Genomic DNA, 18,034 nt, shown 5'->3' with positions numbered 1-18,034 from the left:
AGACCTCTCATCAAAAAAATGCCTCCACTCAATGCCGTGCGAGCGTTCGAAGTGGCAGCGCGTCATGTTAGCTTTACCAAAGCCGCAGCGGAACTGAACGTGACCCATGGGGCCGTTAGCCGCCAGGTCGCGCTGTTGGAAGAATGGCTGGGTGTCGCTCTATTTCACAGAGCCCCATCACAATTGACGCTTACGGAAGCGGGTCGTGGGTATCTCATTGAGGTATCGGCAGCACTCGACCGCCTTGTGGCCGCATCAATACATGTGACGAAGCAGGCTTCGCCAGTCGTGCTGCGCGCCAATGCGCCTCCCACATTTACAATGCGCTGGCTGATTCCGCGCCTCTCGGCTTTTCAGCGCAGATATCCGGATGTTGAAGTACGCCTGACGACGTCGGTGGATCCGCTCAATTTTCAGGAGAATACATATGATATTGCCATTCGCGGACAGCACGGGCCGCTGAGTCACTTCAAGTCGGTTCCGTTCATGACCGAGATCATTGCTCCAATCTGTCACGTCGACCTGCAGGAAACCATGCACCTGATCCATCCGCGTGATTTGGAGGCGCATACGCTCATCAGTTACGCCACCGAACCGTACTCATGGAGTGAATGGCTGGGAGCAACCGGCGTGCCCGATCTGAAACCGGCCAATATGCTGAGATTCGAACAAATGTACTTCGCTTTGCAAGCCGCGTCGGAGGGATTGGGATTGGCCATGGTTCCATTGTTTTTAGCAATAGACGACATTATTTCCGGTCGCCTCTGCGTTCCGTTCGGCCCCCTGGGTATAAAACGGCGGACATATTATGCCAACAGCACCGCCCCGCTGCGGGCAGCGTCGCCGGCTTCCGAATTTTGCAAATGGTTGCAAAAGGAAGGCCGTGATACTGAGCGATCAATCACCGCATGGGCTGCGGATCGGGATTGGGTACTATAACGCGGAACAGAACTCATTCCTCACGGCACGCTGTAGCCCAGCTGCCGGCTGATGCGTTGCGCCTGTTCACGAACGGCGATGGCAATCGGCCCGTCCAGCGACGTATCAAAGCCGCCGCTGGCGCCCAGGGCGGTGAGCACGGCAGCCAGTTGCCCGGCATAATTAAATACCGGCGCGGCGACGGCGCTGATGCCTTTCAGATTGGTGTCCCTGACGCAAACACACTGAAATTGATGTATTTCATCATGCAACTGCGTAACCAGGACATCGAATGCTGCGGGTGGGTTCTGGGTTTTGTCCAGTGCATCAAATTCCAGTCTTGCCATTGCGCGAACCCCGGGCTCGTCGTGCAGCCCCAGAAACACTCCACCCGTGGCCGACCACAGAAAAGAGAGGACTGAGCCCACCCGCACGTTTACGGTCACCGGCAGGCTGGGCTCTTCCATACGCACGATCGTCGGGCCTTTGTTGCCCATGACAGCAATAAAACTGGTAATGCCCAATTGCTCGCGCAGATGTATCAGGGCAGGCTCGGCTATTCTGACGGGGTCGGCTTGTCGCATGGCTGCGAGGCCGATCAGCATTGACTCCAGACCGAGCGTGTATTGTTGGGTATTGGCGTTTTGTGTTACCAGCCCGCCGTCCATCAGGCTCACCAGGTAGCGATGGACTTTGGCAGGATTTTCGTCCAGATGTAAGGCCAGCCCGGTCAGGCTGGCGCTCCCTCCCAGGCTGGACAGCCCTTTAAGCACGGCGACCACGGTGTCGGCTGCCTGTACGCTTTGCCGACGTTCGCGGTTACGGATGGGAGTCGTGGTGGTGACGGTCATAAATCCAGCACAATACGTTGGTCTATGGCGCGGGAGCAGCAACTCATCATTTTGTTGCCCGCTATACGCTCGGAGCGGGTGAGCACCACATCCCTATGGTCCGGTTGACCTGCCAGCACGCTGACTTCACAGGAACCGCACAGGCCTTCTTCGCAGTCGCTCTGGATGTCGATATTGGCAGCGCGCAAGGCTTCCAGTAGTGTTTGGTCGGCGGCAACGGTAACGGTCATTCCTGTCTGCTTCAGTTCAGCCTCAAACGCGTGTTCTTTGCCTGGATCGAGTTTGCCCAGCGTGGAATGAAAGTGTTCGATATGCAATGCGTCGTCCGGCCAGCTTTCGCAGATTTTCTGCAGACAGTCGGTCAGGCGTTGCGGGCCGCAGGCATAGATCTGCGTGTCGGCGTCCGGTGCGGCCAGCAGGCTGGCAAAATCTGCACGCCGGCCTTCATCTGCAGGATAGACATGCAAGCGATCACCATGCTCTTGCAACGACGCGAGCAATGCCATACTCTTGCGGCTGCGGCCGCAATAGTGAATCTGGTAGTCCATTCCCCGCGCTCGGGCTGCGCGCGCCATTGCACTGATAGGCGTAATGCCGATGCCGCCTGCAATCAAGATGGCTTTTTTGGTTTGCTCATCGAAGTGAAAGTGGTTGCGTGGACCACGAATGTGCAAGGGAAGTCCACTACGGATGTGCTGATGTACCCATGCCGAGCCACCGCGACCTGCGTCTTCGCGCAAGACGGCAATCTCCAGCACTTGAGGATTCGTCGGGTCGCCGCAAAGTGAATATTGTCGAGAAATACCCAGATCGCCACACACCAGGTCAATATGAGATCCGGGCGTCCAGCGGGGCAGCGTCTGGCCGTCGGCTGCCGCCAGACGGATTCGCATGATGTCGTCCGTCAGCATCTCTGTTTCCTGAACCACAACCTGGCGCGACAATGAATGGGTGGAAGGCTCGCCAAGCCGCACCGGATGTTGCTTGCCCAGGATAGCGGGGTTGTGGCGTTCCGGATTCTCAGAAGGATCCCAATGGACCCATAAATGTTCCGGCCCCCGGAATGAGGTGTTGGGTACGTAGGTAAACGTCTGCTCTGATAATCTCAAATGGGGCAGGCGCAGTGTGAGCTCTTCAAGAAAAATCTGCATTTCCATGCGCGCCAGATTCTTGCCCATGCATTGATGGGAACCATAGCCGAAGGTCAACTGGTCGCTGGCATTTTCACGCCGGATGTCCAGCAGATCGGCATCGGCAAAATGACGTTCGTCATGATTGGCCGATGAGCTCACAATCAGCAATTTCGAACCTGCTGCAATGTCGACGCCGCCGATTTGCACATCACGTGTCGCCAGTCTGCGCCATGCTGCGACCGAACCGTTATGACGCAGGCATTCTTCCACCGCGTTGGGAATCAGGCTCGGGTCCTCACAGATTTCCTGCCAGACATGAGGGTGTGACAGCAGCAGTTTGATGGCGTTGGCAGAGGCGTTGGCCGTGGTTTCATGCGCAGCCACAATGCCCGCCATCATCATGGAATGCAGGTAGGAATCGGTTACCACCTCCGGGTTTGTCTGCTGCATGCGAATACCGTATTGCATCCAGCCGGGTTGCTCTGGATTCTTGCGCATTTTCTCCAGAATCTGGCCAGCCAGTTGCCAGAAGTTGCCCACTGCATGCGCGACAGCCACCTGTTCTTCCGGCTTCGGGCGACCCCAGGTATTGACGGTATGAGCGATGGAATACTTGCGCAGGGTGTCCATGTCTTCTTCCGGAACGCCCAGAAAATGCAGGGCGACGGTCAAGGGGACTTCCCACAGCATCTGTTCCACCAGATCCGCTTTTCCATCATTGACAAATTGGTCGACGTACTGGCGAGTGAGCTGGCGCACCATGGGCTCGTGGTGCTTGAGTGCATCGACAGTAAACGGCTCCATCAGCAGGCGGCGGCGTGGCATATGTGCCGGTTCATCCTCATTGACCAGTGTCCGGCTCATGCCGTAATTGTAGGACTCCAGTACAGCGTTGGCTTCAGGTCCGGTCGGTGTGATTTTTTCAAGTGCAATAGAGGGGCTGAAGGTGATGTTGTCGCGAAATATCTGCTTGATGTCTTCGTAGCGGGTCACCACCCAGTATCCCAGTTTGGGACTGAAAAAGACCGGTTCCTCTTCGCGAGACCATTTCACATATTCCGGCGGGTCCTGCTGGTAGGCATCTTCGAAGGGATCGAACTGCGCAGCGCGCGGACTGACCGGATAACCAGCAGGCGCGTTGCTGCCTGCACCGGAGAAGGGGCATTGCGCCTGTGTTGATTGTGAAGTGGAAGAGGTGTTCATGGCGTAATCCGGATCAGTCCAGGGTAATGTTCAGGTCTTTGATCAGTTTGTGCCAGCGGGTGCGTTCATCCTCCAGCAGTTTGCTGTATTGCTCTGGTGTGTCGCCCACCGGCTCTATGCCGAACTCAACCAGTTTCTTGTGTGTCGCGGGTTTGTTCAATGCGGCGACAACACTTTTATTCAGGCTGGCCAGGATATCTGTGGGCGTTTTTGCCGGGGCCACCATTCCAACCAGTGCGGCCGCTTCTACATTGGGATAACCGGACTCGGCAAACGTAGGGACGTCAGGCAACTGCGGCAAACGCCTGGCGCTTGCCACGGCCAGGGGCCGTATTTTTCCGCCTTTCAGGAAACCCGCACCTGCCGCCAGATCAACCATCATGGCCTGCACCTGGCCGCCTGCAAGATCGGTCAGCGAAGGCGCGGCGCCACGGTAGGGCACATGGGTCATTTTCAGACCTGCTTCCGTCTTGAACAGTTCCATGGCCAAATGATGGGGGCTGCCGGCACCCGCAGAGCCATAGTTGATGCTGCCATTGCTGCTTTTGACATGTTCGACAAAGTCTTTCAGGTTTTTGATATCGCTGGCCGGGTTGACCACCAGGATCATGGGAAAGCGTCCAAGCAGAGTGACTGGTGCCAGATCCCTGACCGGATCGTAGGAAAGTTTTTTGTATAGTGCCGAGTTGAAGACCATGGTGCCGTTATCGGCCGACAGAACAGTGTAACCGTCTGGAGCGGCGCGCGCCGTGTCGCTGGCTGCGATGGCGGTATTGCCACCCGGTTTGTTGTCGATGACGACGGACTGTTTAATATCTTCCGACAGGCTTTGGCCGATGGTGCGCGCCAGAAAATCCGACCCGCCACCCGCAGGATAGGGCACGATCCAGCGAATGGGTTTGTCGGGGAAAGACTGTGCCCGGGCCGGGGCTGCGGTAAAGGTCAGGCTGCAGGCGATCAGGGTCAGCGAACAGGATGTCAGGCAGGTGCGAATGCGCATGTTGTCTCCGATTTTGATGTAGGTGCTGCGTGGGCGCTGCTTTATTGCGTAAATGATATACGCATTGCGTAATCAATACAATACAAATGAAATAAAAAGCCGGCTTGATCATTTGCTGGGCCAATTGCGTGCAGCATGTCACTTCGTAATATCTTCCGTGGATGGCTTTATCGATCTATATTATTAAATATAATAAGCATATAATTTATAGTCATCATTAATAAGCAGGCGGGAGCCAGCGATCTTCGCCCTGCCGCAACTAGGGAAAAGCTATGGTGAATCGAATTCGTATGACCTATCGCACCGATAACACAATCCGCCGGCAGCTATTGTTCGCCTGTATGGCGGCGGCAACATGGACAGCCCATGCGGCCGATAGCGGACAGATTCAGCAAGGCAGCGAGATCGCGCTCAAGGGAGCGAGCGGCCAGCCTGCCTGTGTAAGTTGTCATGGAGCCAAGGGAGAAGGATTGGCGGCCGCGGGATATCCTTACCTGGCCGGCCAGCCCGCGCAATACCTGATTGAACAACTTGCGCATTTCGCCGATGGGTCGCGCAAGCAACCCATCATGCAGCCCTTGGCCAAGGCACTTTCCGAAGAGCAGCGTGCGGCCGTTGCCGCGTATTACGAGTCCCTCCCGCCGGTTTTCGATCGGGACAAACTCGCTAATCTGGTCCAGACGTATCCTGTCGCGGATACAGGCGCCTGGCTGGCGCATCGTGGAAGTGAGAATCCCTATATTCCCGCCTGCGTGCAATGCCATGGTCCCGGAGGCATTGGTGTCGAGCCCGTTTTTCCCGCACTGGCCGGGCAACCGGAGCAGTATTTGAAAGCGCAGCTGACTGCAATGAAATCGGGCGATCGGGGCGAAGATACCCATAAACTCATGACGCATTTGGCCAGGAACCTGAGCGATGAACAGATCGCCCAGGTCAGCACCTATTTTGCGAAAGGCGTATTGAAGCCTGTCGTGAACGTTGATGTTCAGCAAAAAGGAGAGGTCAAATGAGCGCCAGAGCAATGAATCATATATTCAAATGGCTGCGGGTACTGACTGCAGCGCTGTTGGCGCTGTCATTGAATCAGGCCCTCGCGGCAGAATCGTTCTCACCGCCGCCGGCGGATGCCATCCCCAAAAATGAATTCGGCGATATGGTGCGCAAAGGACAGGACTATTTCCTGCACACCTCGCAGATGCTTCCCGACAACGTCGGCAATTCGCTTAACTGTGTCAACTGCCACCTGGATGCAGGCCGGCGCTCCGATTCTGCGCCGATGTGGGGTGCCTACGTTCTTTATCCTGCCTATCGTGCGAAAAATGGTCATGTCAATAGTCTGGCCGAACGCCTGCAGGGATGTTTCCGGTTCAGCATGAACGGCAAGGCGCCCGCCGCAGATTCTGAAGCCATTTTGGCCATCACCACCTACATGTATTGGATGGCCAGCAAAGCGCCCACAGGTGTCAAGCTGGAGGGCCAGGGCTACAGGAAACTTGCCGCACCCGCGCAGACGATGGACCTGGAGCGTGGCAAGCAAGTCTTTATGGCCAATTGCGCTGTTTGCCATGGACAGAACGGAGAAGGGCGGAAAGCGGCGGGTAAAACCGTGTTTCCGGCACTGTGGGGAGATGATTCATTCAACTGGGGAGCAGGCATGCACCAGATTCCCAATGCTGCGGCTTTTATCAAAAGCAACATGCCGCTCGGCAATCCCGGTGCCCTCACAGACCAGCAGGCATGGGACGTGGCCTATTTCATGAATTCGCATGAACGTCCCCAGGATCCGCGCTTTACCGTTGATGTCGAAACCACGCGCAAGAAGTATCATGATGGCGGAGATAATCTGTATGGTCAGAAGGTTAACGGGGTTGTATTGGGTGAGAACTCAGTGGAGCCAGGAGGACGCCTGAAAAACAACGCCCAGCCGCAAAAAAATTGAAACAAAAAATCCCGGCGCCACCCCCCTTGCGGCAGAAGTGCCTGCCGGATGGCGGGACGTCAATCAATCGACAGCATTAAAGTTGTAATAAACCAAGCGTATATTTAGCCGCACGCCAGACACAAAGATGTTTCAAGGGGAACACCGATGCTGTCAGCGTGACCGTTTTACGACTTGGGGCTCGACGCGCCCAGTACACCTGCGAAGTAAGAGGGATGTGTGATGGGCGCCTTTGCCAAAAAGCTGGAACAGATCGCCAAAAAAGCCGTTTTTGCCGCGCTGGGAGCCGCTTGCGGCACCAGAAAGGAAATATCGGCGAGCGCGCTCCAGAACATTTCCCGAATCATCGTCGTGCGCCCCAACTACCGTATCGGCAATGCCATCCTGGCCACTGCCATCATTGCCCCACTGCGGGAACGCTTCCCGGATGCACAAATCGATTTTCTCGTTACCGACAAAACCGCAACGCTCTTTAAGAATTTACCGGTAGATAATGTTGCGGCCGTGTCCAGATCGAACATTCTGAAACCTTGGCGGACGGTGTCTTTGCTGCGCCGCTTGCGGGCAAGGCGTTATGACCTTGCGGTGCAACTGGCCCCCAGTTCCCTGAGTGGCCTGGTTCTTGCCTCGATGCTGGGCGCCCGTTATGTGATGGGCAAGCCCAAGGGTGATGCTGATTGGTATGACATCAAAGTCGGGGAGCCGATCGTCAATGCGTATGATGCGGGCGCGGCGTTTTCAACCGCGCTGGGAACAGCGGGCGCAGTCAGTACGCAACTGGCTTTATCCAATGACGAAATGACGTGTGCAATCGATCGTCTGCAGGCTCTTGGATTGGCGGCAGACGGCGCGCACGGGGTAGAGCCGTTTGTGGCCGTTTTTGTAGGCGGACATGCCGACAAAGTCTGTCCCCTGTCTTTCTGGGTGGCATTGATCAATGACCTGAATCAGGCCCGGAAACGGTTCGTCGTTTTCGTCGGTCCTGAAGAGACCGCGATGATTCCTCATTTGCAGCATGCAATGCAGTCACTGTCACTAGGCGCGCTGTGTCCGCCTCAGCCGCTACGGATATTTGCTGCCATGCTGGCCCGGGCACGACTGATGGTGACGCCCGATTCCGGGCCGATGCATATGGCAGCGGCGCTGAAGGTGCCGGTGGTGGCAATGGTGCGGACACGCAAATCATTGGCGTTCGTGCCACCTGGCGCGACATCGCATATCGTATGCGACCTCGATGTGCCGGGAACACTTGCTGCGGCAGATCAAATTCCCTTACTCTGAAATGCCAGCCGTAGAACGGTCAAAATGCCTGAACGAGATCAGCATCATCGCGCGGTGAATGGCTGAACCGCAAGGTGGCGCAACGTTCCTCCAGAAATCCATGGTCGCCAATTCCTGGTTCCAACCTACAAGCATGCATATGACACGGAAAACAATTCAACGATGCGGGTTGAAATAGTGTTAAAAATGATATTGCGATCGAAATTGGATTTAACTAGGAGAAGGGGCCATGTCAAACACTCGGGGAAGCTGTCTATGTGGTGGTATCACGTTCGAAATTTCCGGACCGCTGACCGGGGCGCTTAATTGTCACTGTCAAATGTGTCGTAAAGCCCATGGCGCTGCATTTCGCAGCTGCGCACGAGTCAATTCTGCTGATTTTAAAATCACGCAGGGAGACAGTTTGATCAATTTTTACGAATCGTCGCCAGGTAACCATCGGGGGTTCTGTCGCGTCTGCGGCTCACCAATAGTAAGCCGCTTCGATTATGATTCATCCCGCTACGGATTGCCATTGGGCGCTTTAGATGATGACCCGGGCGTCAAACCCGACATCCATGTCTACGTGACGGACAAGGCATCCTGGTTTGATATAACCGATGCTCATCCACAATACGACCAGGAAATCTTTCCTTTCGCGCTAAAAGAGAGCTGAAATGGTCCGCCGTGTTGTTTCTTAGCGGGCAGATGATGGGCCGCCGATCAGCGAGAGTATGTTACTCCCGCAACACCTTCCAGTCCATTTCAATCTGTCGCATCATTTCCTGAGCAAAGATCGAATGACTACGTTCTTTCAGGGTAACAAGTCCCAGTACCCGGCTGACTTTGGGTTGCACCAGCGGGCGCGTGGCCAGGCCGATGTTTAGGGCCCCGGCCAGTGATCCCTCGGGAACAATGGCAATCCCGACACCATCCGCGACAAACTGCATCATAGAAGTAAATTGCGTGACGGTTATGTTATGCCGCAACTGAAAGCCGGATGTCGTTGCCGTCGCGTCAATCAGCCTGCGGGTGCGCGAATCTGCCGGCAGCGATATAAGCTGCTCGTTCTTCAATGCCTCCCAGGCCACCTGCTTGCGCTTCTGAAGCGGGTGTCCTTTTGACAGCACAACATGAAATGCTTCGGTGCTCAGCGGCTTTTCCTCGAACATGGGCGAAATATCATCCAGGTAGGTCAATCCAAAGTCGGCGACGCTGGAGCGCACATTTTCGATCACATTACCGTGTACGCCTTCATAAATGTACAAATCGACGCCGGGATGGGATTGTTTATAACGGGCAATGATTTTGGGTAGCACCGTGCAGGCCACGGACATGACAGATGAAATCACCACCTGTCCGCGTTTTTGATCCGAGCGTTGCTCGATCGCCTGCATATAAATCTGCATGTCATTGAGCACACGTTCAGACAAGGCCACAAACTCTTTTCCCGCCTCGGTAATTTCTACGCTGCGCGTATTGCGATCGAACAGGGTGATACCCAGTTGCGCTTCGACGCGCTGAATCGTGCGTGTCAGTACCGGTTGCGAGATGTTCAGGGTAATGGCTGCGGCATTGAAGCTGCCATAGTCTGCGACGGTCTTGACGGCCAGCATTTCCCTGGCGCTCAGATTGGGTTGCTTGGAACGAGTCATGAATAGCTGATCTTGTAAATGGGGTGCGGTAATTGAATGCGCTCGCCGGGATAGGGTGAATGCGAATTTGCACTGATATTTATGTCAAAAAAGCAATTATCTATGCTAATAGATTCTAATTGGAAATAATCGGGCCCGTCTATAGAATTGCCTCATCCATCTCGAAAAGGAGCGATACGATGAGCGCAGTGATGCAAACAACAACGGTAGACACAGACGTCGATCTCGTTGAATATTATTACGATGCCGGGTTCAGCGACGGTTTGCCGGTTGTCCCCCCCACCCAGGAAAAAATTGATGCCGTCGTGCAGGCGCTGGGGGGCGACCCCGAATTTGTCGAGTGCAAGGTTGCGCCGCGCTGGGGCGAACTGACGCGCGAAGTGCTTGCCATCAATATGGTGATGGCCGGCTGCAAGGCTGCCTATGCGCCGGTGGTAAGAGCAGCCATTCTGGCGCTAACCGATTCGGCATTCAATCTGAACGGCGTGCAGGCCACCACGCACGTTGCTTCGCCGCTGATTGTCGTCAACGGCCCGATCGCGCAAGAGCTGGGTATGAATGGCGGCGCCAATGCATTTGGCTCCGGTAATCGCGCCAATGCGACGATCGGGCGTGCAGTGCGCCTGATCATGCTCAATGTTGGGGGCGCCTGGCCTGGCGATCTGGACAAGAGCACGCTTGGACATCCGGGAAAATACACGTATTGCGTTTGTGAAAACGAAGCGCAAAGTCCGTTTGCACCGTACCATGTGGAGCATGGCTACAAGCCTGAAGAATCAACGGTGTTTGCGATTGCGGCTGAAGCGCCTCACAGTGTGACCAATCACGTATCGAATGATCCCGAAGGGATTCTGGATACGGTGTGTTCGGTCATGAGCACCATTGGTTCAAATACCGCGGTGCTGGGCGGCCATATGGCTGTGGCACTGGGGCTCGAACATGCCAAAACGATCGCACAACATGGCTGGACCCGTGCTGATATCCGCAATTATATTTTCATGAACCATGGAAACCGCTTTATCGATCTGGCTTATGGCCATCGCTACGGCAAGGTTTATAACCGCAACATCCCGAAATGGTACAAGCGCGAGGACAACACACGCATTCCCATTATTCATAGTCCTGACAATATCCACCTGTTTGTGATGGGCGGTGCAGCCGGTCGATTTTCTGCGGTCATCCCGGGCTGGGGGCATATGAGCACCCCGGTCCATCGCCCGATCGATACGAACGCGACACCCGTGGGGCCTGATTGCTCCAGCGGCACGTGCGCACTTTAACAAAGAGAAAATAGGAGATTGCCATGTTGATGAATACTCAAAATCTGCAGCCACGCGTTTACGATCCTTGCGGGGTGGTTCGTTCTGTTGCCATTCCTACTGCCGAACGCGTGAACACACTGGATGGCCTGCGCCTGGGAGTTCTGGATAACTCCAAATGGAATGCCAACAAACTGTTGCGTGGCGCGATCGAGGCGCTGGGCAAAGAGATTGGCTTCAGTGACGTTCACTATTATGTGAAGCACAGTTTCTCCAAAGATGCGGCACCTGAACTGATTGAAAAGATCATCGAAGAAAACGATATCGTTTTGACGGCGATTGGCGATTGCGGTTCCTGCACGTCGGGCTGCCTGCGTGATGCCATTGCGCTTGAGAAACAGGGCGTGCCGACAGCGGTCATTGTGACCACAGAGTTCGTCAAGGAAACGGTACTGACCCGCCAGGCGCTGGGTATGACCGAACTAGAACCAGTCATTATTTCCCATCCGGTCAGCTCAATCACCATGGAAGAAGTGGCCCAGCGCGTGGCGCAGATCTTTACCCAGGCTCAGGCCGTATGGAAGGGCGAGCAGGCCGGTGTGGCCGATACCTATCTGAAAGGCCGCAAGACGCCCGATTGAAGTCTATGTCCCGATCGCCGCTGTGCAGGTTTGCTTTTACATAGCGGGTTTGATCGGGTCTGCGTCTGGATTGCCAGGCGGTTGTATTCAGGGAGAAAGGTTTATGAGTTCATTATCCGGGTTACGGGTGCTCGATCTGTCACGCGTTCTGGCAGGTCCCTGGTGCGCACAGACACTGGCCGATCTTGGCGCAGACGTGATCAAAGTGGAGCGGATTGGGACGGGTGATGATACCCGCGCCTGGGGTCCGCCCTGGCGTGAAACCCCTTCGGGCGAGGACCGGGATTCGGCTTATTTTCTGAGCGCTAACCGAAACAAGAAATCGTTCGCCATTGATATTGCAAGCCAGGAGGGCGCCGCACTGGTGCGCAAATTGGCTGCAGAGTGTGATGTGCTGGTCGAAAATTTCAAGGTGGGGACACTGCCGCGCTATGGCCTTGGCTATGAAGATCTGCAGCAGATCAACCCGGCGCTGGTCTATTGCTCGATTACGGGTTTCGGGCAGCAGGGCCCCTATGCAAAGCGGGCCGGCTATGACTTTCTGATTCAGGGCATGGGCGGCTTGATGAGCATTACAGGGCTGCCCGATGGTGCACCCGGAGCCGGTCCGCAGAAGGTGGGGGTGGCGCTCACCGATATCCTGACCGGCATGTATGCCGCAACCGGCATTCTGGCTGCCGTCATGGAAAGCAGGGCGAGTGGGCAGGGACAGCATATTGATGTTTCCTTGCTAGATGTGCAAATTGCGAGCCTGGCCAATCAGGCCATGAACTATCTGGTCGGCGGAAAGGCACCGCAGCGTTTGGGGAATGCGCATCCGAACATCGTGCCGTATCAGGACTTCCGCACCCAGGACGGGTTCATGATTTTGGCTATCGGCAATGACACGCAGTTCAGGCGGTTTTGCGAGTTGGTGGAGCATCCTGAGTGGGCAGATCATTCGCGCTATGCCACCAATGCAGCCAGAATTGAGCATCGATCTGTTCTGATCCAAGCAATTGCAAGTGTGATGTGCGAACAGACCACAGCGCATTGGATCGAAGCGATGGAGGCGGCCGGCGTGCCTTGCGGCCCCATAAATACGATAGAGGATGTTTTCGCAGATCCGCATGTGGCTCAGCGCAATGCGCAGTTCTCTATCGCGTCTATCGGCAGGGGAGATATTCCGTCGGTGGCCAATCCCCTCAAATTATCCCGTTCACCCATTGAATACACACTGGCGCCACCGGTGCTGGGCCAAGACTCGCGCCAGATACTGGGCGATGTGCTGGGCATGGCTCCTGAAGAGATTGAAGATCTGGTTCAAAGAAAGATCGTGGCATGCGCCTGACAGGTGTATGAACCCCGAGTGTGATATCACAACAAAGGAGAGAGACAATGAAGATGATCAAAACGATTACGGCAGCCCTGTTTGTGTTGTTCGCAGTTACGCAGTCAATACCCGCCACCGCCACTGAAACGTATCCCGACAAACCCATTACCGTGGTGGTGCCTTTTCCGCCCGGTGGGCCCACGGATATTGTGGCTCGGATTGTGAGTCAGTCCTTGTCAAAACAGCTGGGGCAGACGATTGTAATTGATAACAAGCCCGGGGCAAGCAGCGTGATTGGCGCCGGCCATGTCGCCCGCGCGCCGGCCGACGGCTATACCTTGCTGTTCAACTATTCGGGCCATGTTATCAACCCGTATCTGAAAACCACGCTTCCCTTTGATCCGATCAAGGATTTTGTTCCGGTTGCCGGGCTGGCCTCCACCCCGCAGATGCTGGTTGTTTCTCCCGAGAATAAGGCAAAGTCGGTCGCGGATCTGATCGCGCAGGCCAGGGAAAAGGGCAAGCGGCTGACTTTTGCCTCTTCCAGTATTGGTGCCCCCAGCCATTTGGCCGGCGAGCTGTTCAATCAGTTGACTTCTTTGCATATCCTGCACGTACCGTATCGGGGTAGCGCACCGGCACTGACTGATCTGATTGGCGGACAGGTCGACATGATGTTCGATAGCGCGCCCTCATCCATTAATTTTGTCCGCTCGCGCAAACTCAAAGCGCTGGGTGTCACGTCAATGCATCGCTCTGAAGTTACACCGGAGTTGCCTACCATGGAAGAGTCCGGACTGAAGGGGTTTGATATTTCAACCTGGTATGGCGTATGGGCGCCGGCAAATACGCCCATGGCGATCGTGACGAAAATCAATCAGGCAGTCAACAAGGCGCTGGGCGATCCGGATGTCCGGTCCAAACTGTTGCAGGCAGGGGCCGATCCCATGGCGGGAACCCAACAGGCATTTGCTGCCTTTTGCAAAACCGAATTTGACCGTTACGGGACCATTGTAAAAGCAGCGCATATTCAACCACAAACCTGATATTCATAGGACAATACGCATGATCAAGCACGCACCCCTTCTGATTCTGGGTTCCGGCCCGGCAGGCTATAGCGCCGCGATTTATGCCGCGCGCGCCAACCTTCACCCCGTGCTGATCTCGGGTCAGGCGCAGGGTGGCCAGTTGATGACCACCACCGATGTAGAGAACTGGCCCGGATACGCGCAAGGCATACAGGGACCGGAGCTGATGAGCAATTTGCAGACCCATGCCGAGCGTTTCGAAACCGACATGATTGCAGATCATATTGTGCAGGCCGATCTGTCTGTGCGTCCGTTCCGGCTGACCGGGGAAGGCGGACAGGTTTACACGTGTGATGCACTAATCGTGGCGACGGGCGCCTCCGCCCAATATCTGGGACTGCCAAGCGAACAGCAGTACATGGGTCGGGGCGTGTCGGGGTGCGCCGTATGCGATGGGTTTTTCTATCGAAACCAGGACGTGATTATTGTTGGCGGCGGCAATACGGCTGTAGAAGAGGCTCTGTATTTGTCGAAACTCTGTCGCAGCGTGACCGTCGTGCATCGGCGCGATCAATTCCGGGCTGAACCCATACTGGTGGATAGACTGATGAACCAGCATGCAGCTGGCGTTATTCAATTGAAATTATTCTACGAACTGGATGAGGTGCTGGGGGATGCAAGTGGTGTCACGGGCGCCCGCTTGCACAATAAGCAGAACAGCGAAAAAGAAGAGGTCGATGTGACGGGCGTATTTATTGCCATTGGTCATCAACCCAATACCCGTCTTTTCGAAGGACAACTTGCCATGAAAAATGGATATATCCAGACCCGGGGCGGTCAGCAGGGGTTTGCGACGCAGACATCAGTAGAAGGGGTTTTTGCTGCTGGTGATGTACAGGACTCCGTATATCGCCAGGCCATCACCAGTGCCGGTACCGGGTGCATGGCTGGACTTGATGCGCAGCGCTGGTTGGAGGCCCGGCAGGAAGTTGGTACTTCGACAGATCAGATGGTTGTGATGGCGTGAACGCTTTATGGCCGGGCAAAGAGGAGCGTTCTTGCGTCTTGCACGTGAAGGTGCGGACGAAAGAACGCCGATTTACGCGAAAGCACCGCCGTCTTTGATCGCGTCCGAGCCGGCGTATGAGCTGTATTATTCTTTCGCATTCCCTGTTGCCGCATCAAACGCCTGCTGAACCTTGTCTGGTGCCGTAATTTTGTTGGCGATCAGCAACTGGGTCAGGACCCGGGCCTTGGCAGGATTCAGCCCAGGTGAAACAACAAACCCCGACTGATCATCATTGACTTCCACATTGCGCTTGACCGCGCCATTCTGGACCCGTGACGCCCGCACGACCACCACGCCGTCTTTACGTGCGGCCTCCAGTGCCTTGAGTGCAGTTGCTGAAGTGTTGCCGTCGCCGACGCCTGCCAGAACGATTCCGCGGGTACCGTTACTTACCGCGCTTTTGATCAACTGGTCGTCCATATTGCTGTGAGAATAAATAATTTCAACCCGGGGCAGGGCATCGCCTTCGGGCAAAGGCAGGGTGAACGGTTTTTGAGAGGCTGATGTCTGGGTGTAATGTAAATCTGCCGCGTCTACATACCCCATCGGTCCGGAATATCCGGACTGAAAGGTGGCCACATTGGTGGTGTCGGTTTTGGTGACCCAGACGGGGGAGTGAACTGTATCGTTCAATACCACCATGACGCCCTTGTTTTTCGAACGCGCATCTGCGGCGACCTTGACGGCCTCAAACAGGTTGGCGGGACCATCGGCGCTCAGTGCAGAGGCCGGGCGCATGGCCCCGGTCAGCACGACAGGGACAGACGGGTCCAGCACGCAGCTCAGAAAAAACGCCGTTTCTTCCAGCGTATCGGTACCGTGCGTGATGACAACGCCGTCAGCCCCTTTGCTGTCAGCCAGTGATTTGATTTTTTTTGCCAGGCTGAACCATATCTTGTCGTTCATGTCCTGGGAGCCGACAGAGGCAATTTGTTCCGCGTTCAGTGTGGCCAGTTTTTCCAGTCCCGGTACTGCGCTGATCAGATCTTTTGCGCTCAGCTTGCCCGATTCATAACTGAGGGCGGAAGCGTTGTCGGCCTGCTTTTGACCGGCGATGGTGCCTCCGGTAGCCAATATTGCGACGCGGGGCAGCGAGCTTTTGCCGGTGGATTGTTCGGTCGCGGGGGCTGGGGGCGATTTTGCCTGATCAGCGCCAAAGGCGGAAGGGGCGATCGCCATCGTGGCAGCCAGAAGCATCATTGAGGAGAGACGTCCGGTCAGATGAGAGGTGGGCATGACAGATTCCTTATGAGAAAGGTCAAGGGTTGAAAAGCCGACAATGACAAGGCGCGACAAGCAGTGGGTAGGTCGCGCAGGCGCCGGATAGCGGGTCGGTATTTGCAAAAATTATACGCCTGTCGGGGCAGGCAAGGAACCGGGTATTTTTCCTGATGGCGCTGCGTGTCGGATACAAAACGTGAGCACGAATCAGCGCGAGGATGCGTTGTTATTGACCGCCTGCAGGTGTGTCAGTATCAGGAGCAAACTCACCACCGCCGCCGCGCTCAGCGCGCCGAAGGCAACGCCGAATCCTGTCGTTGCAGCAATGACGCCAGTGAACATGGCGCCGACACCGGTACCCAGATCAAACGTGACGTTCCACAGGACCGCAACCCGGGCAATCTGACTGTTGCCAGCCAGCCGATACGCGCATACCAGGGTAGCGGTCTGCATCCCGCCGTACGAAACACCCAGGAGCGAGCTGCCGAGATAAAGCCACGTCAGGCCCCATGCCGCGTCGGGCGCGAGGACGGAGGCACTGAGTGCTGCCATGCCCAGGCAGCAAGCCGCCGCCAGCGCAATGATCAGGTATTTGACGGGATAACGATCGCTTAAGGTGCCAAATACCCACCGGGTGGGCGTTGCCAGGCCGGTGAGACAGAGCAGGGCGAATGTGGCAGAGGCGGCGTCCGCAGTGATCTGCCCGGCAAAGGTCATGATGGCACCGCCGCTACTGGTGACAATAAAAAGCGAGAGCAGGACTGGCGCAATCAGGAAAAAAACAGATCTGCGTTGCGCAGAACCCGAGCCGGCTGGTTTGTTATGGGCCCTGGTATGGTCATCCAGAAGGTGGCCCAGCGCGCGGGTCCAGAACAGCCCGAACACCGGCAGGGTGGCGATCAGGGTGACCGTCAGGATGCCCAGGTGCTGTTCGAGAATGGGAGCCGATGAAACCAGCACCAGCTGTGGAGACGCGACGGCCAGGCCATAGAGGCCCACTGCGGCGCCTCTTCGCTCAGGGGGCGCCAGCAAAGCAATCGCGGTTGCGCCGCAGACGGTCATGATGCCAAAGCCGATTCCGCGTATCGCGCTCGACAGCAGAATGATCGCCAGATCAAATGAGGTTGCCTGCAACAGCGCCGGCGCGCCGAGCGCCAGCAAACCGGCAGCCAGTACAGTGCCCCAGCCGAAGTGCTTGAGCGCACGGTCAACGTAAAGTTGGGTCAGAACGGTGAATGCCATTAGAACGGCGGTGACACTTCCTGCGGCAGCTTCACTGGCGCCGCCCCGAATCGCCCAGCCGGGCGACAGCGGCAGCAGGATGCTGAAGCTGCCGATACCAAGCGCGATGACGAGCAGCAGTGAAACAACGCCGGGCGTTGCCAATAATCCAGCACTCTTTTCTGTTTTTAACAAGTCGTGGCTCCATACATAAGCCACTATTATAGGTAAAGTGCCGGCAAATGCTGGGTTTAACTACCCGGAAAAAGCCGATATTCATGCCTGGCCGGATGTGTCCGACATCAATACCCGGGATCGTGTCTC

Annotated in this window: 16 protein-coding genes; 10 read left to right on the top strand and 6 right to left on the bottom strand. The window is 55.9% G+C overall.

The genetic code is table 11. The annotated features are described in order from the left end of the window. The first annotated feature begins 18 nt into the window (after positions 1-18). Positions 19-939 (top strand): LysR substrate-binding domain-containing protein, encoded by a 921-nt coding sequence (locus W822_RS25030; RefSeq protein ID WP_051401568.1) that lies wholly within the window; start codon positions 19-21, stop codon positions 937-939. Positions 940-959: 20 nt separating this feature from the next. Here W822_RS25030 and W822_RS25025 read toward each other — a convergent pair whose 3' ends face one another. Genes W822_RS25025 through W822_RS25015 form a run of 3 tightly spaced genes read right to left on the bottom strand, consistent with a single transcriptional unit; the run spans position 960 to position 5,105 of the window. Further along, positions 960-1,769, bottom strand: a complete 810-nt coding sequence (locus tag W822_RS25025) for an IclR family transcriptional regulator (protein WP_024003230.1) — start codon at positions 1,767-1,769, stop codon at positions 960-962. Continuing rightward, positions 1,766-4,105 (bottom strand): cytochrome P450/oxidoreductase, encoded by a 2,340-nt coding sequence (locus W822_RS25020; protein WP_024003229.1) that lies wholly within the window; start codon positions 4,103-4,105, stop codon positions 1,766-1,768. Before W822_RS25020 ends, W822_RS25025 begins: the two co-directional genes overlap by 4 nt. Positions 4,106-4,118: 13 nt before the next feature. After that, complete coding sequence (locus tag W822_RS25015; protein WP_024003228.1) at positions 4,119-5,105, bottom strand: Bug family tripartite tricarboxylate transporter substrate binding protein; 987 nt, start codon at positions 5,103-5,105, stop codon at positions 4,119-4,121. A gap of 272 nt (positions 5,106-5,377) precedes the next feature. Here W822_RS25015 and W822_RS25010 point away from each other — a divergent pair, with 272 nt between their 5' ends. The 4 genes from W822_RS25010 (at position 5,378) to W822_RS0123050 (ending at position 8,980) form a co-directional block, all read left to right on the top strand. Next, entirely contained in the window at positions 5,378-6,115 is a 738-nt protein-coding gene (locus W822_RS25010; RefSeq protein ID WP_081724241.1) for a c-type cytochrome, read from the top strand. Further along, a complete protein-coding gene (locus tag W822_RS25005; RefSeq protein ID WP_081724240.1) occupies positions 6,112-7,044 on the top strand; it encodes a c-type cytochrome in 933 nt (310 codons plus the stop codon). The genes W822_RS25010 and W822_RS25005 overlap by 4 nt, the downstream gene beginning before the upstream one ends. A 222-nt stretch (positions 7,045-7,266) precedes the next feature. Continuing rightward, positions 7,267-8,325 carry a glycosyltransferase family 9 protein gene (locus tag W822_RS25000; RefSeq protein ID WP_024003225.1) on the top strand — a complete coding sequence of 353 codons (1,059 nt, stop codon included), beginning with the start codon at positions 7,267-7,269 and terminating at the stop codon, positions 8,323-8,325. A 229-nt stretch (positions 8,326-8,554) separates the two neighbouring features. Further along, positions 8,555-8,980 (top strand): GFA family protein, encoded by a 426-nt coding sequence (locus W822_RS0123050; protein WP_031241965.1) that lies wholly within the window; start codon positions 8,555-8,557, stop codon positions 8,978-8,980. Positions 8,981-9,041: 61 nt separating this feature from the next. Here the strand turns inward: W822_RS0123050 and W822_RS24995 are convergent, their stop codons facing one another. Next, positions 9,042-9,959 carry a LysR family transcriptional regulator gene (locus tag W822_RS24995; RefSeq protein ID WP_024003223.1) on the bottom strand — a complete coding sequence of 306 codons (918 nt, stop codon included), beginning with the start codon at positions 9,957-9,959 and terminating at the stop codon, positions 9,042-9,044. Positions 9,960-10,138: 179 nt separating this feature from the next. On the opposite strand from W822_RS24995, the gene W822_RS24990 reads away from it, so the two are divergent. From W822_RS24990 to trxB, 5 genes are all read left to right on the top strand, one after another. Beyond that, the gene (locus W822_RS24990; protein ID WP_024003222.1) at positions 10,139-11,239 is read left to right on the top strand and encodes a hypothetical protein; all 1,101 of its coding nucleotides are present in this window, start codon (positions 10,139-10,141) and stop codon (positions 11,237-11,239) included. A 23-nt stretch (positions 11,240-11,262) separates the two neighbouring features. Continuing rightward, complete coding sequence (locus tag W822_RS24985) at positions 11,263-11,859, top strand: UGSC family (seleno)protein (RefSeq protein WP_024003221.1); 597 nt, start codon at positions 11,263-11,265, stop codon at positions 11,857-11,859. Positions 11,860-11,962: 103 nt separating this feature from the next. Continuing rightward, a complete protein-coding gene (locus tag W822_RS24980) occupies positions 11,963-13,189 on the top strand; it encodes a CaiB/BaiF CoA transferase family protein (RefSeq protein ID WP_024003220.1) in 1,227 nt (408 codons plus the stop codon). Positions 13,190-13,236: 47 nt separating this feature from the next. Next, positions 13,237-14,217, top strand: a complete 981-nt coding sequence (locus W822_RS24975) for a Bug family tripartite tricarboxylate transporter substrate binding protein (RefSeq protein ID WP_024003219.1) — start codon at positions 13,237-13,239, stop codon at positions 14,215-14,217. Positions 14,218-14,236: 19 nt separating this feature from the next. Then, the gene (gene trxB, locus W822_RS24970) at positions 14,237-15,226 is read left to right on the top strand and encodes a thioredoxin-disulfide reductase (protein WP_024003218.1); all 990 of its coding nucleotides are present in this window, start codon (positions 14,237-14,239) and stop codon (positions 15,224-15,226) included. Between the two features lie 126 nt (positions 15,227-15,352). Here the strand turns inward: trxB and W822_RS24965 are convergent, their stop codons facing one another. Next, on the bottom strand, positions 15,353-16,504 hold the full coding sequence (locus tag W822_RS24965; protein WP_051401567.1) for an asparaginase: 1,152 nt from the start codon (positions 16,502-16,504) through the stop codon (positions 15,353-15,355). 192 nt (positions 16,505-16,696) lie between these two features. Further along, the gene (locus W822_RS24960; protein ID WP_024003216.1) at positions 16,697-17,905 is read right to left on the bottom strand and encodes an MFS transporter; all 1,209 of its coding nucleotides are present in this window, start codon (positions 17,903-17,905) and stop codon (positions 16,697-16,699) included. Positions 17,906-18,034 lie beyond the last annotated feature (129 nt).

It is taken from the genome of Advenella kashmirensis W13003, from assembly GCF_000506985.1.
Taxonomy (GTDB): Bacteria; Pseudomonadota; Gammaproteobacteria; order Burkholderiales; family Burkholderiaceae_B; genus Advenella; species Advenella kashmirensis_A.
The sequence above is the reverse complement of the archived record's forward strand: the minus strand, read 5'-3'. Positions and strand labels throughout refer to the sequence as shown.